Raw genomic sequence first — 13104 nt, forward strand, 5'->3', positions numbered from 1 at the left:
GCCTTGATGGGGACGTTCAATGACCTAGTGGATTAATGCCGTCGTATTTGGCAGAGGAAAAACGAGGGGACTCACAATGTACAAAATCTTCTCGTGAGTTAAGCGAAAGCCTCAAAGCTGCGTTACGGCTGGGCTCGCCGTGAGCCGCTGACGCGGCGCGAAATCGCGTTGCGATTTCGGGAATGGATGAATCGGAGAGCCGCCCGCTTGCAAGCGGGCGTCGTTCCGCTGGCAGGCCGCATGCGGCCTGAAACCCCAGCTCCACCCCGCGTCCGGCTGCGCCGTCCGCGGATGCGGTTTCCGCCGTCTCTGCGCTGCCGAACAAAAAAAGAGGGGCCCAAGCTTGCGCTTGGGCCCCTCTTTTTTTGTTCGGTGGTGGGACGGCGGGAATCGTACTCGATGAAAAAATATATTTATAATCAATATGTTGCATTATTTTTCATCGGGTTCGACTTCTTCTGTACCCCCAAAAATACCCCCAGCAATATTGCATGGGGTTGGATGTCGTAGGACATCTAGCGCGAAATACTACTTCGGCCACTACCAGCGACAAGCTGTTGTAATTGCTCGATGCTCAGCCATTTTCTTCTGCTGTGCACAATCCGGTGGCAACTCGCACACAGTATCGCTAGATCACTGAACTTGGTCTTGTCGCCGGGTTGTAATGTATGAACAGGCCGTCTGTGATGCACGTCCATCACGTCAGCAAATTCGATCCCGTACTTATCAGCCGCTTCTAAGCCGCATCCTTCACAAGCTAGGCTACCTTTCTTCGCCCGCACATGTTCCTTGAACTTACGTACAAGGAGCCTACTCCGTTCTCGACTCCTGTGAACGCGAGTCAATAATTTCCCTTCTTCTGCCTCTACAAATCCATCGTCGTCGTCTCCTGCTAGCTCTGGCATCGACGCTGGGGTAGCAATAAAAGCAAGTATTCTTGCTACCGTTGCATTAAGGAGTGCTTCATCGTACGCAAACAAATTCCATACCAGTTGCTCGTCTTTATTGTTTCGCGTTAAGCCTGCCTTTCCTCGTACGAGATAGTCCGGGTCTATGCTCAAAAAGTTCATCAGTTTCATGTAGACACCATTGGCATTCCTGAACGTACTTGAGTTGCCAGAACATCCTGCCAGGTCATTAAGTTGCGTTGACAACTGCTTTACCTCGGGACCATTTTTCAATGGAAGCTTGGGGCGATGCGTCAAATACAAATTCAGGGCCAATATCAATTCCTCCCGACTCCAAGGAGGATTTTTTTGGGTAGGAGGAAACGGCCACTCTAGCGGTTCAACGGACGGCATAGTACTCGGTCAGCTTTGGTCAAGACGCCACTCTACGTGTTAAGCAAGAAAATGTCACCTGCTAGTTGCATAGTCGAAGGGTATGAAAATGCGTCCTGTCCTGCTGGGCAATAGGTTGGTTCTGTAGAATTGATCACGGAAGGAGTATTGCATCTATCAATGCTTGATACATTCCTTTTTGCCAATGGTTGGGGAAAGACGCGGCATCAGCAGAGCTTTTAAAAAAATCTCGTATGAAATCGTCATCGCGTACTCCAGTTTTCTTTATAAAATAGTTTAATTGACCTAAGGCAATTCCTAAATGTTCTGCCGCCTTAGTGGAGTATCTTTGTGCAATGTTGAATTCCACAAAATGTTTCTCAACCCTTTTCTTATCTATGTCGCACCAGTGTGCCGGAGGTTTCGTGAAATAAGTGAAGTTCCCTGGGGTTGGATCATAAACGCCCTTGCTATAACTTGCATGAATCCACTGCTCTAAGAAAAATCTATCATCATCGAGATAAGGCTGGATGATTTGGTCTTCGGCTGTCTCTGAAAACCCAATAGGGTTTCCATCCATGTTGCAATCTCTGCATGATGGAACTAAATTACGAGGGTAAATTGAAAATTGTGGAAATTGAGATTTTGGTAAAAAGTGATCTAAATTTCTGGGTGTCCCGATTCCTCCGCAAAAAGGACATTTTTCTTTGGCTGAGTTCAGTAAATAATCGTAAATCGCCCGAGTTGGCTTATCTTCAGGAACGAAGTATGTGTCATAAAACTTCATCAGCTCCGATTTCTTCAAATCATTGAGAACTACAGGGTCATCCCCTTTTTTTGAGTTGATAGCCTTGATTAAGTAAAGTTCACCTTTTCTTGACAATTCGGAGTAGTTATCTCCTGCATCTGTTAGATTTTTCTTGTTGGAGTTTAGTTTTTTCTTTAGAGAATTATTTCCAGTTATTCCGCTATGGCATTCATCCAGTGTCTTATCATAGGTGTATTGTGGATCAGCCAATCGCATCATTTTTACGGCTCCTATCGCGGTTTACAACAAGTGCTTTAAGAATGGCCTTTCCTTCAAAGCCAAGTTGGTCTTTGTAATCGGAAATTATTTCCTCGTATGTTTTTCCGCTTTCAACAGACTTAGCAAGAATGTCGTGAAATCCCGAGCGTTCTACTTCAAGACTAAATACTTCGCTCGTTAGTAATCCGAGATTTTCGCCGAAAGTTTCGATACTTGGTGGGGTTGTTGTGATACTCTTTCCGACTCGATAAATTTTCCAGACGCAAGATTTAGGAATTTCCTGAAGTACAACTGGCGAATGTGTGGCAATAATGGCTACTCCATTCCGGTCATGCAGTAAATCTGCAAGAGCCCGGATGAATGCTGACAATAAAGGTGGGTGAAGATGACTTTCAGGCTCATCGAGTAGGACCAAGGTCTTTTCTTCTACTGTCGCAACAAGTCTTGTAATGGTGAGCAGTACAATTGCGTGACCTGAACTCATGCGCGAAAGAAATGGAGCGACGGCAGCTAAGTATCTTTCCTGAAATGGTTTTGAGTCTGATTGCTCATCATGGCTGATATTTTTTCTAATTTCCTGATAAATTGATTCTAGCTGCGCCAAATTCATTAAGGCGAAATTTTCATCTGACCCAAGTTTTTCTATGGCATTTAACCATCGATCTTTTTTGTCTTTTTTGTAAAAACAATTAATCAGGGAATTGGTGCAGTCACTTTGCAGGTCTATAATCGTTCTATGCCTATATTCATTTAATTGATCCTTTAGTCCTATGTAGAAATAGCAAGTTCCCTTGGATGGGTCTGGTTGTTCCTTAGGGGGGTGAAATGGATCAAATGCGCTAAAGGAAACGGATACTAAGCTACTGAAGTAATCGTCTGATATTTCTTCGTCATCCCACGCGTCCCTGTCAATGAATTTATTTAAACTCTGCTTGTCTGTTATGGCATTGATCATTCCATTTAAAATGGTTGTTTTTCCAACTCCATTGCGACCAATAATGGCGTGAATGTTGGTGCTGGGTGTTGAATCGACCTTGACAGTAAATGGTAAGTTGATGGCACCAAAATTTTCTTCCTCCGGTCTTATGAATTTAAATTTAAAATCAGTTAACTCAGGCTTATGGTTAAGTACCCTGGGAAATTGACCTTTAATAACTGAAAGACTGACTTCTCTTAATAATGATGTCTTAAATACTTTTTCATCCTTAAATGTTTCTATCAATTCAGGTTTTGCCACCATGTCGTTAAGGCCTGAGAGATAGGAATTTTTTAATGAATCTGGAAGGGCGGCCAGACTTTTATAGTAATCTACGCTTTGGCCTAGAGAGAAAAAATCACCTTCTAGATGGGAGAATGTCTCCGATAATTTCTGATAGGTATCGGTTTCTATGGTTTGCCCTTTAAATCCTATCTTAATTTGACCAATGTCATGAAGAACGCCACTTTCATCGTGTAAAAAAACCCTGAACATTGTAATGAAAGAATAATCATTCCAATAGTCAATGGTTAAGTAGGCTGTATTTTTTCCTTCACCGGAGGCCCAAGTGTTTTTAGGTAATATTTTAAATTGCAGCACGATGTTCCTTTGTATATTTTTAGAAGTTAGTGGACAAGAAGGGGCGCTCTTTAAAAAACAAGATCTTCCTCCAGCATAAAAGGGCAGGTTGCTACGATAGCGTATGCAGATCTTGGAACTGCTTATTCCCTTTTGTCCGCGCTTCAGGTAATTTAAACACTGCCTAAACGTGGCCAGTCAACGGGGACTAACTTTAGTCCACGACGCCAACGCTCTTTGACTGCGGATTGGAACCATTCCTCATCAATGTCAGCATGCTCGATTACGATAACTTGCACATTGGACGAAATAGAGTTCGTCGCATCAAATACGTACTTGAACATACGTTTTACCGCGCTGCGATCATCTTCAGAAAGATCATCAACTGACATTTCAGCAGCAATTTCTTTTTCAGGTGGGAAATAAACCTGAGAGGGTTGATCAAGGAAGAGAAACCTTGGAACTGGACGTTCGCGTTGTGCGAACCAGTTATGCAGCGTTAAGTGGGCTATCAGGTGATATCCAACCCAGCTCTCGCCGCTCCCTGTTCGACTCATAGGAACTGGCCCATTCGCAGTATCCGCAACTAGAGTCAGTCGCTTTGCATCTAACCTTAACGGCGATGCTGAATGCTCTAGCATTAGACTTCTTGCCCCATCTGTCATTTGTTGGCTTAGTATGGAACCAATAGAGGTCATGCGTTCAGTAACAACATCGTCACTTAATTCGCCCTCCAAGCTGGCATATGCAGTGCGCAACTCTTCAGCCTGCCTTTGCAGAGCGCTTGTGTCTGGCAAGTCCGGAACACTTTCGAGGTAAAGGCTAATTCGTCCTTGTACGAGGGCGCGGCGGGCGATTTCGTCATTCGCCAGCCGCAATGGCTCATTTGCAGTCCGAACAGCTTCAAGCTGCTGCCGGTTTGAGATTAAGGCCGAACGAGTCCGGTTTAAACGAGTAGTAACTTCATTAATAGCTCGTTCGATGCGCGGTGAGTTCTGGACAACCGTTTCAAGGCGAGATGCAACGCTAGCTAGTTCATTGCGAAGATTTACAAGCTCCGGTTGTTGATCGTCCTGGGGAAGTGCTTGGTCACAGAGTGGGCAGGCGTGTGCTGGGGCGGTGTCGTCGAATATGCCAATTGAGGTGAGGCGACTTTGTTGCTCACGTGCCTCTCGCGAATACCCATGCGCATCGCGCTCATAGGTAAGCAATGCATCCATTTCGTCTTTTGTCCGACGCTGTTCCTCTAGCAGTACGCTTCGGACATCGCTTAGCCGTCGGTACTCGCTATTTTTAGATAGTTCATCTGGTTGGCCAAGGTCAACCAGGAGCGCCAGTTTTAAAGCCGCAATTGTCTCCTCCCAGCTATCGGTGATCGTGGCAGAAAGTCCAGTATCCCTTGCTTGAGCAAGCAATGCGAAAGCTTTTCCTACACCATCACCTTGAATTGAATTCAGCTCAGAAAGCTGGCGCATTACAGCGCGTAGTTGGTCTCTTAGGCGCTTGAGTTCTTGGCACTTTCGAACATAGTCATCGTCAACGGCCCCCAAGAAATAGGGGAGCGTATCCTTAATGGCTTGAGCATAAAAATTATCATCCGTGCCATGGAATAGCTGGTGCTTACGGATGATTTCGTCTTGTGGCTGAAAGCAGAAGGCGAGCGCATGCCGCACGTTCGCGGAAAGCGGTAGCCGGGTTTGCCCTTCGGGTGGCTCAAAGAGATTTTCTGAAATTCCTGTCCATCCGGATAGCAGGGACAATAGCCCGCGAGTATTGGTAGTTTGCCGAAGGGCGCTAGCGTCTGGCGACTCCACGATATTGCCAATCGAGACAAAACAATCTTCACTTGACTTAAATCGAACAGCAGGACATTTTCTGCCAATAAATGCTTCACCAGACTCTAGTCTTAACCGCAACCCGAACCAGGAAACAGAATAGCGAATCGGTCCATCAGGAACCCTACACTCATTTGCGCCAAAGCAATAGTCAACTATGTCAATCAGTGCTGACTTGCCCGTCTTAGATGCGCCGGTTATGACGCTAACACCATCAGCATTAAGCGGAAGTACCCGCTTCCTGCCGTCGTGGCTGTAGATAACTATTTCTAATATTTTTATTGTCAAGGCCGAACTCCCAGAAGTGCCAATACGGTATTGGATGCACCTGTTTCAAGAAACCAATTCCCCAAAAAAGCTGCTTTTTTTAAACAGGCTTGCGTCTCCGGCGATGACTGACGCGAGGCTCGACCTGTCTGTCGTTTCCAATTTGCATTTGCTGATACTGCCTCGATTGAGACCTGGATAAATTGACGTGTTCCACCGAAGATCAATGCCTCTTTCGTGTATGGCACCATCGCACGGGCACGGACTGCCAACGTTGCTTGAAAGGAAGGATTTTCATCAATCCAAGTGGCGAGAGATGTACGATAAGTGCGTGGTAACGCTTCACGGGAATATTTTGGCAGTATGATCGGAAGTACGAGAAACGCTTCAGCAAGGGTTAAGGGGCGATTTCCCGCGACTTCTCCAGTAGCGGCAAAATGCCAAATCAAAGATGCACAAAAAGCAGGATTCAGGAGTGCTCTTTCTTCAATTGAACGATTAGCCCACATCGTCATTCACTTCCCCCTGTTTCATTTGCTTTACTAGCGCCATCAAGAACAGATCCAAGGATTGTCATGAAATCCGGATGCCATCCGATACGTTTTTCGTCGGAAATCATGTGCAGCGAGCCTCGACAAAGAAAAGGCTCGGTAACGCCAGGTCGAATGGGAATGGAAGCTCGCTCAGCCCACTGTAGAACAGACCTTGCCGCGACTTTCTTTGCTGCGTCGGTGGCAGCTTCACCGACTTCATCGCATACCGCATCAAATACGGTCTCCCATTCTTCAGTGAGTCGCTTTTCGTAACGGCTGATATCAAGCGCAACAACAAGATCCTCGCGGACCCATCTAGAGCGCTGTTCATAGGCCCTATAAAAATCGCGAATGGCGCTTGCAACCCTCCGCCGACCAGCGTCGATGATCGCCATTTGTCTAACAAATGGATGGTGCTGATGCGTAGCAGTCGTAGCTTCATCAAGCACGAAATCGAGTAAATCATCATCGATAGGTAATGAGTCTTGACGAAATTGGTCACGCAAATCGCACATCTTTGCCTCGATCTCCACCGAAGCGATGCGGGCGTCCGATGATGACGTTAGCTGGGTAATGACTCGGCGAAGCCACCAACCTTCAAGACGGTCCAAGAATGAGGTTTGATGTGCTCGCTCAACAGCCCAAAAGACTGCCGTCCGTAGTTCTTGATCGAGATTTGCGATGGTTGGAGCTGAATCTATTACATAGATTCTTTCCAGTAACTTCAGTCGTTGTAATGGATTCAATGACTCATATGCTTGATATGCAGAAGCGTTTGCCGCGTTCGTAGACGTGCGGGCAATGACATCCAGCAATGCCCTAGCTCCAAGCGGATCTCGGCCAGCTAATTTCAGCTTGTTTGCCGCCGAGTTGGCTGGAGCGATGCCAGTGGTTACAAGCTGTAGAGTGGCAGACGAAGCGATGTGGTTGGTGGCGCTGCTTTCAATCCAGACCCGTAACGTTTTCCAAAGATCAGTGCAACTATCCGTCAGTGCTGCAGTGCCATTGGCATGGTGTTTTGTTTGTAAGAATGTGCCCGGATCGCCTACATCGGATTCGAATGCAACATCGTCGAGTACCTCAATGGAAACTTGAAAGGATTCATCAAGGCGAACCCTTTCTAGAGACCAAAGTAACGCGGCGCGTACTTGGTATAAGTACCCAAGTGCAGGATTCACTGCTGCGAATGGACTAGCTCCGGCTGCTGGCATCTGAACCTCCATTCTTTACCTGCATTGTTCTTAAAGCACTAATATTGCTTTAATAGCATTGCCTGGCATGAACTTTTTGCAATGAGTGATAATAAATATTTCCCTGGTGCACTTTACACTATCTGTTGCTAGACAAAACTCACAGATTGTTGCACTTCGTTGTTGCGTTCCCCGATCTTCAGAGCATTTAATTGATCGCGTTGCCTTGAATCGTCTTGCTGTGCCCCAACATGCGGGCCGAGCAGGGGATGGCCCCTGCCGTGTGCATTTGAGCTTTCGCAACCAAAAAGAAGTCCAGTAACCCGATAAGACTAGACGGATACTTGTACATTTGACGGTTCGGAGGTGGAGTGCTGTGGGTAGAAGTCCATCGAGATACGGAGAGAACTATGTCAAAAGATGCACACCTTGCTGCTGGGGAGGAAGAATTCAAGGATGCGCGCGCGCGCGTTATAAGCACGTATGCTGGACGTCTTGTCGTCCAAGGGGATTATTCCCGGCAAGACGCTTGGATGAAAGCTGAAGCGATTTTTGAGGCTCAGCGCGAAGCATCTGATGATGTTACGGGTGTTAAGGCAACGCTGGCCGAGGCGCAATCCCCTCAAGTGCCGGAAGGTAAGGAGGCGCAGGCGGAAGCCATCGGAAATGACATTTACGAGAAGCAAAAAAAGAAGGAAGAGGAGGAGTGAACTCCACGCAGTTCTTTTTGTGCTGTATCAGCGAATGTTGATAAAAGCGTTAGCCGCAGTTAGGTCGCGCTTAGTAGCCTGTTGTATCTGACATTTCCGACTACTGGTCAGTGGTGATCAGCACTTTAACTTTACATCTTGAAGCGGCAATTACCCTTGGTAGTTGCCGTTTTGCTTTTGGCAAACACCTCCCCTCTGGTTAGTAATTTTTCAATTGTTTATTTGAAATGTTGAACAAGGGAAATTCGATTGATTGAAATGAAGGAACCTACTCCGCATCTATTGGATTGAAAAGAATTTTGACCACATATCACAGTGTTGAGGCCAGGGAAACCTGGCCTCTTTTTTCTTTTTAATCAATAGGGAACGACATGAACCATTATCAGATTTCAACTAGTCACCAGACTCCTAATGACCTAGCCGTAAGGTGCCCTAAATGCCAGTCGAACCATGTTCGTCGCCAGAACGTAGGGCGTCGTACTGGGGCTGCTATTGGCACGGTGGGTGGCGCGGCAGCAGGTGTTTCCGGAGCTATTGCTGGTGCCGAAACCGGTGCCGTCGTTGGTGCCATTGCCGGTCCAGCTGGTGCTGCACTTGGTGGTCTTGCAGGCGCAATCCTGGGCGGTATTTTTGGTGCATCAACCGGATGTGTGGCAGGGGCCAAAGTAGGGGAGGTTTTTGATGAAAAGCTCCTCGACAATCAGCAGTGCATTACATGCGGCCATGAATTCAGTAGTTAGTCAGGCAACTGCGTGCTGAAAATCGGCGGCGCTGGACGCCGCCTAGTGCTGATTGACGCTGCAATGCGCAGCAAGGAAGAGGGGAAAACATGTCGCACATGATCGAAACTATGGCATATGTCGGTGCCAAGCCTTGGCATGGCTTAGGTGCACAACTTAGCAGCCACCAGCCCATTGAGGTTTGGGCAGAAGAAGCAGGGCTGAACTGGACTATCCATGAAACGCCAGTCTACTTTTCACCGGATAAGGAGGTAGGCTTACATTCAACCTATTTGCGTCCATCGCGCAGTTTGAGCGGGAGAACATGCTTGAGCGGCAGCGGGTGGGAATCGCTGCTGCGAAAGAGCGCGGGGCTTACCTCGGGCGTGCACCCACGGCCAGGGCCAAGAGCGCCAGGGTGCATGCACTGGACGCGAAGGGGCTAACTAAGCAAGAAATAGCTGATGCTTGTTCTATTGGCATTGCATCCGTTTACCGGATACTCAAGGAGGCAAATACTCGTGCGCCAGATTGAGATTTATCCACGCTCATGCGCTTGATGTGGTGGCTGCTAGTCGCATGCGGACCTACAGGTCTGCATCGACGAATAGATCGGATGGTTTGCAATGTACAGCGTTTGCAATTCGTAGGATATTCAAGAACGAAAGATTTCGCTCTCCGCGCTCTAACTTCCCCATATGGGATCGGTCTATTCCTGCGAGGTCGGCGAGAGCCTCCTGGGAGAGTCCAAGCGCTTGACGGCGCGCTCTGACAGATGCGCCAAAGCGCACCAAGTCCTCATCCTTATCTACCTTTGCCGATACTCTTGCCATAGGCAAATAGTCGGGCTATGATGCTTTTATAGCCACGGCATTTACGACCCATTTTGCGGTATTGCTGCCGCATTGACCCTGCTAACTTTGGGTGTGGCTGTTGTCCCAGCTCCTCACTTCTCCTTGGCAAGAATCCCAGCTTGCCAGTACTTGCTTGAAATAAATGAAAGGAACAAAAATAGTGGCCTCTTTCACTAGGATAACTCATGTGGTTGTGTATTCTATAACTGCGCTTTTTATGACTGGCTGCAATAAAACATTGGATTTCCGAAACGCAGAAATTTCCAATAACAAGATTTATGAGTCTGGAGGAAATGAAGGTTTTTCAGGGAAGATAACAAACCTCCCTTTAAATAAGATGCCCGTGGCAAAGATTGAAAAGCTAACTAGATTGATGAGTAATGTTTCCAAAGATAAGACGCTCTCAAGCGCGATAGGAATGAACGCGCTCACTGCTATATCAGGAAATGATTTCGGAAAAATAGTCTGCGATGCCGAAGTTTCGGATGGCTTTCTCGATGGTGAGGCCAATTGCAAAGTTTTGCAAAGTCCCGAACCACTCTTTAAGCTGCATTTTTCAAAAAATGTCATGGAAGGTGCGGTTGTTGTATACGATTTAAAGCGTAAAGGGAATGTTATTGCAGAGGCCAATTTTAGAAATGGCGAACTGGATGGGGAGTCGAAGATATACAGTTACGGTACTTCTAAGCTTATTCACCATGTGGGGTGGGAGGGAGGTCTTGCTACCGGACTTGAGGAGCAATTTGATGAATCCACTGGAAAACTAATTTTTAGCGGAACGTTGAAGTCTGGAGCTTACGATGGAGTTGTAACGAAGTACTCTCCTGATGGAGCTATTATTGAAAAAACTAATTGGGTATCAGGGAAGGCTGAAGTTGCAGTTGAAAACTCTGCCCCTAAGGTTGCAAGCAATGAAGCATGCGTTGATCTTTGGATGAATAAGCATCGTCAACAAGTCGGCCAGGATGCGATGATTAGTACTGAGCAAATTGATGAATGGACAAGTTGGTGTAAACAAGGAAAGATGCCTTGATTGGCATCTTTCTGGTTTCATTATGCTGACTGCAATGATTTAGCGGGCATATAGCCAGGCTTTCTTGCCTGGCTAGTCTCCTCATTACTTTCCTCTGCAATGCTCTCAAGTGCTCTTTGAAGCAGAGCTTAACTGCTTGATCAGAGAGAGGTATTTCATACCTCTCTTAAATAAACAGCATACTGGCCTGCGGCTAGCCAATTCTTAGAACCGGGTGGCCAGTGCGGACCCCTCCCACTGACATACCATAGGGGTGCAAACAAGATTTTTTTACTTTGTAAAGCAAGAGGAGGCTGCTATTCCTGCTATCGGTAGCAGGAATAGCAGCAATAGCTTGATTTTAAGGGGGGGATCAAAAACCTCTATCGGGCCAATCCTCGATCGAATTTGCAAAGTGAGCTTTGTTTAAGTAAACGTAAGACATTTTGCCAAAGGTATTAATGCAAACTTTTCCATCTTGAACTAGATCATTCAATGCGGAGTCGAGTATTCGTTTGTTTCTTAGGCTGTAAGGGGCATATTGCCTTATGTAATTTTTTTGTATGTGAAGGGATGAGGTTTTTATTGACAAGTCAAATAGCCAGTTCTCCAGCTTAGTTGAGTGATCGTCATTTAAGAAATTTCTCCCTTCATCTGAAAATAGTCTTTTGAATTCAAAAGCATACCACACTCCTATTTCCACAGCTTGATTCAGTGTTTCCAATGAGATTGGCCCTGATTTTTCTTCGAAGGTGTGAAAAATTGCTGCTAGTCTTGCGATGTTTTCCGATAGCTTGGAAGCGAAATCTTTAATATCTGAAAGAAAACGTCCTTTCCCTAAATCAAGTTCCACTTCGTTTTGAACCTCAATCCATCGTTCCTTCGCGGCATGGCAGAAGCGGAGTGTTTGAGGGCATTCATTGCTTACGCTTTGCTCCAGTATTGACTCTAGGCGATCATGGAATTCTGAAACACATGTCCACGAGTGAGTACGGTCTTCAATAAATCGCTCTCCTTGCGTCGATTGCGGAAACGCCACCAGAAAACGTGCAAGAAATCCGATACTTCTGGCGATGGTATCAGACTTACCGAGGTAGTTTCGCAATGGATTAGGTTGAATCATCAGCGATAATGTAAGTCTAGGATCACTTACGGAGTAACTGCTTGAGCCTACTCGATCCACTTGGTACGCATCTCCGCTCCATAAAGAATTTATTGCTGATAAATCTGTCAAAGCTCGCCCAAACAGAATATCACCTGCTTCATCAGAAATAATGCCCGCGCTACCATTGCTTTCGAATAAGCCACGTTTAATTGCTTCAGGTGTTGCATCCGTATAGATCATTTTCCAGCTCTTCGGTCTTTCAGGAGCCAGTAGATTGTGCTCGATCAGTTGCTCCTTTAGCTGATCACATGACTCGCCTTTTATGGTGCATTTCTTTATCGAAGATAGAATTGCCTTTTTCTCTACATTCCACGCACTAAGCATTGCTTCGTAATGAATAATTTGGCTTGAGAAAATTGCAGTTCGTTTCCGCTCAAACTCTGTGATGGGCTTCCTGAATATCTTGTCAACGGTTGACTTTCTCTCGCCAGACTCGGCGATGGTGAGTAAGTACAGCGAGCATGGAGATATAAGCCCGTTTGGACGCTGAACATTGATCGAACGTTGGCACGCTAATGATATTGCGCCAAGTGCCGATGCGAAAACTAATGGTATCGGTGCCTGTATGTTGGCATAAGTCTCTAGTATCGGATTCTTAATCGATTCAGGAATGTGTTCGATTGGAAATCGCCTAATCTGGAAATTCTTCATAGCGAATCCCTCACTTATGCGCAGAGCGGCTATTTTGAGTTTTAAAACTTATGTACTCATCAACTTCGTGGGCCAAGAATGCAGTGGCGCTGCCGATTTTGATCGGCTTTGGGAATGCTGAATCGTGCCTTGGGGATCGCGGATTCAGACGATCATAGATGGATGATTTCGAGATTGAAAGACGAGCAACAAGTTGCTTCATCCTCAAGATTTGAGCTGGTTGGGTGAGTTCGGCCATTTCATTCTCCATTTAGTGCCGGGAAGTACCGGAATGGCCTGAATTCTATTCGGTTGGACTCGGTGTTT

Annotated in this window: 13 protein-coding genes; 4 read left to right on the forward strand and 9 right to left on the reverse strand. The window is 46.3% G+C overall.

The genetic code is table 11. From position 1 onward, the window contains the following. Positions 1-515: 515 nt before the first annotated feature. From H3H36_RS08375 to H3H36_RS08400, 6 genes are all read right to left on the reverse strand, one after another. On the reverse strand, positions 516-1223 hold the full coding sequence (locus H3H36_RS08375) for an HNH endonuclease (protein WP_220459685.1): 708 nt from the start codon (positions 1221-1223) through the stop codon (positions 516-518). 211 nt (positions 1224-1434) lie between these two features. After that, positions 1435-2307, reverse strand: coding sequence for an HNH endonuclease (locus H3H36_RS08380; protein WP_182216178.1), 873 nt, complete (start codon positions 2305-2307; stop codon positions 1435-1437). Beyond that, positions 2291-3883 carry an AAA family ATPase gene (locus tag H3H36_RS08385; protein ID WP_311196606.1) on the reverse strand — a complete coding sequence of 531 codons (1593 nt, stop codon included), beginning with the start codon at positions 3881-3883 and terminating at the stop codon, positions 2291-2293. The genes H3H36_RS08380 and H3H36_RS08385 overlap by 17 nt, the downstream gene beginning before the upstream one ends. Before the next feature lie 152 nt (positions 3884-4035). Further along, the gene (locus H3H36_RS08390) at positions 4036-5985 is read right to left on the reverse strand and encodes a DUF3732 domain-containing protein (RefSeq protein WP_182216180.1); all 1950 of its coding nucleotides are present in this window, start codon (positions 5983-5985) and stop codon (positions 4036-4038) included. Next, positions 5982-6479 carry a three component ABC system middle component gene (locus H3H36_RS08395; protein WP_182216183.1) on the reverse strand — a complete coding sequence of 166 codons (498 nt, stop codon included), beginning with the start codon at positions 6477-6479 and terminating at the stop codon, positions 5982-5984. The genes H3H36_RS08390 and H3H36_RS08395 overlap by 4 nt, the downstream gene beginning before the upstream one ends. After that, positions 6476-7708 (reverse strand): ABC-three component system protein, encoded by a 1233-nt coding sequence (locus H3H36_RS08400; RefSeq protein WP_182216185.1) that lies wholly within the window; start codon positions 7706-7708, stop codon positions 6476-6478. The genes H3H36_RS08395 and H3H36_RS08400 overlap by 4 nt, the downstream gene beginning before the upstream one ends. Before the next feature lie 389 nt (positions 7709-8097). On the opposite strand from H3H36_RS08400, the gene H3H36_RS08405 reads away from it, so the two are divergent. From H3H36_RS08405 to H3H36_RS27690, 3 genes are all read left to right on the forward strand, one after another. Continuing rightward, positions 8098-8397: a hypothetical protein gene (locus tag H3H36_RS08405; protein ID WP_182216188.1), complete on the forward strand. Its 300-nt coding sequence runs from the start codon at positions 8098-8100 to the stop codon at positions 8395-8397. Positions 8398-8768: 371 nt separating this feature from the next. Then, a complete protein-coding gene (locus H3H36_RS08410; RefSeq protein WP_182216190.1) occupies positions 8769-9137 on the forward strand; it encodes a hypothetical protein in 369 nt (122 codons plus the stop codon). A gap of 280 nt (positions 9138-9417) precedes the next feature. Next, entirely contained in the window at positions 9418-9651 is a 234-nt protein-coding gene (locus tag H3H36_RS27690; RefSeq protein ID WP_182216309.1) for a recombinase family protein, read from the forward strand. A 52-nt stretch (positions 9652-9703) separates the two neighbouring features. Here the strand turns inward: H3H36_RS27690 and H3H36_RS08420 are convergent, their stop codons facing one another. Next, positions 9704-9949, reverse strand: coding sequence for a helix-turn-helix domain-containing protein (locus H3H36_RS08420; protein WP_182216192.1), 246 nt, complete (start codon positions 9947-9949; stop codon positions 9704-9706). A gap of 163 nt (positions 9950-10112) precedes the next feature. Here H3H36_RS08420 and H3H36_RS08425 point away from each other — a divergent pair, with 163 nt between their 5' ends. Beyond that, on the forward strand, positions 10113-11003 hold the full coding sequence (locus H3H36_RS08425) for a toxin-antitoxin system YwqK family antitoxin (protein WP_182216194.1): 891 nt from the start codon (positions 10113-10115) through the stop codon (positions 11001-11003). 352 nt (positions 11004-11355) lie between these two features. Here H3H36_RS08425 and H3H36_RS08430 read toward each other — a convergent pair whose 3' ends face one another. After that, positions 11356-12798 carry a YfjI family protein gene (locus H3H36_RS08430; RefSeq protein WP_182216196.1) on the reverse strand — a complete coding sequence of 481 codons (1443 nt, stop codon included), beginning with the start codon at positions 12796-12798 and terminating at the stop codon, positions 11356-11358. A gap of 10 nt (positions 12799-12808) precedes the next feature. Next, complete coding sequence (locus H3H36_RS08435; RefSeq protein WP_182216198.1) at positions 12809-13036, reverse strand: helix-turn-helix transcriptional regulator; 228 nt, start codon at positions 13034-13036, stop codon at positions 12809-12811. Positions 13037-13104: the final 68 nt, after the last annotated feature.

The organism is Rugamonas fusca, from assembly GCF_014042365.1.
Classification (GTDB): Bacteria; Pseudomonadota; Gammaproteobacteria; order Burkholderiales; family Burkholderiaceae_D; genus Rugamonas; species Rugamonas fusca.

Bases quoted from the DNA above. Each gene is read 5' to 3' on its own strand.
- H3H36_RS08405 (WP_182216188.1), top strand. From the start codon at position 8,098: ATGTCAAAAGATGCACACCTTGCTGCTGGGGAGGAAGAATTCAAGGAT.
- H3H36_RS08395 (WP_182216183.1), bottom strand. From the start codon at position 6,479: ATGACGATGTGGGCTAATCGTTCAATTGAAGAAAGAGCACTCCTGAAT.
- H3H36_RS08380 (WP_182216178.1), bottom strand. From the start codon at position 2,307: ATGATGCGATTGGCTGATCCACAATACACCTATGATAAGACACTGGAT.
- H3H36_RS08430 (WP_182216196.1), bottom strand. From the start codon at position 12,798: ATGAAGAATTTCCAGATTAGGCGATTTCCAATCGAACACATTCCTGAA.
- H3H36_RS08400 (WP_182216185.1), bottom strand. From the start codon at position 7,708: ATGCCAGCAGCCGGAGCTAGTCCATTCGCAGCAGTGAATCCTGCACTT.
- H3H36_RS08425 (WP_182216194.1), top strand. From the start codon at position 10,113: ATGAAAGGAACAAAAATAGTGGCCTCTTTCACTAGGATAACTCATGTG.
- H3H36_RS08435 (WP_182216198.1), bottom strand. From the start codon at position 13,036: ATGGCCGAACTCACCCAACCAGCTCAAATCTTGAGGATGAAGCAACTT.
- H3H36_RS08420 (WP_182216192.1), bottom strand. From the start codon at position 9,949: ATGGCAAGAGTATCGGCAAAGGTAGATAAGGATGAGGACTTGGTGCGC.
- H3H36_RS08410 (WP_182216190.1), top strand. From the start codon at position 8,769: ATGAACCATTATCAGATTTCAACTAGTCACCAGACTCCTAATGACCTA.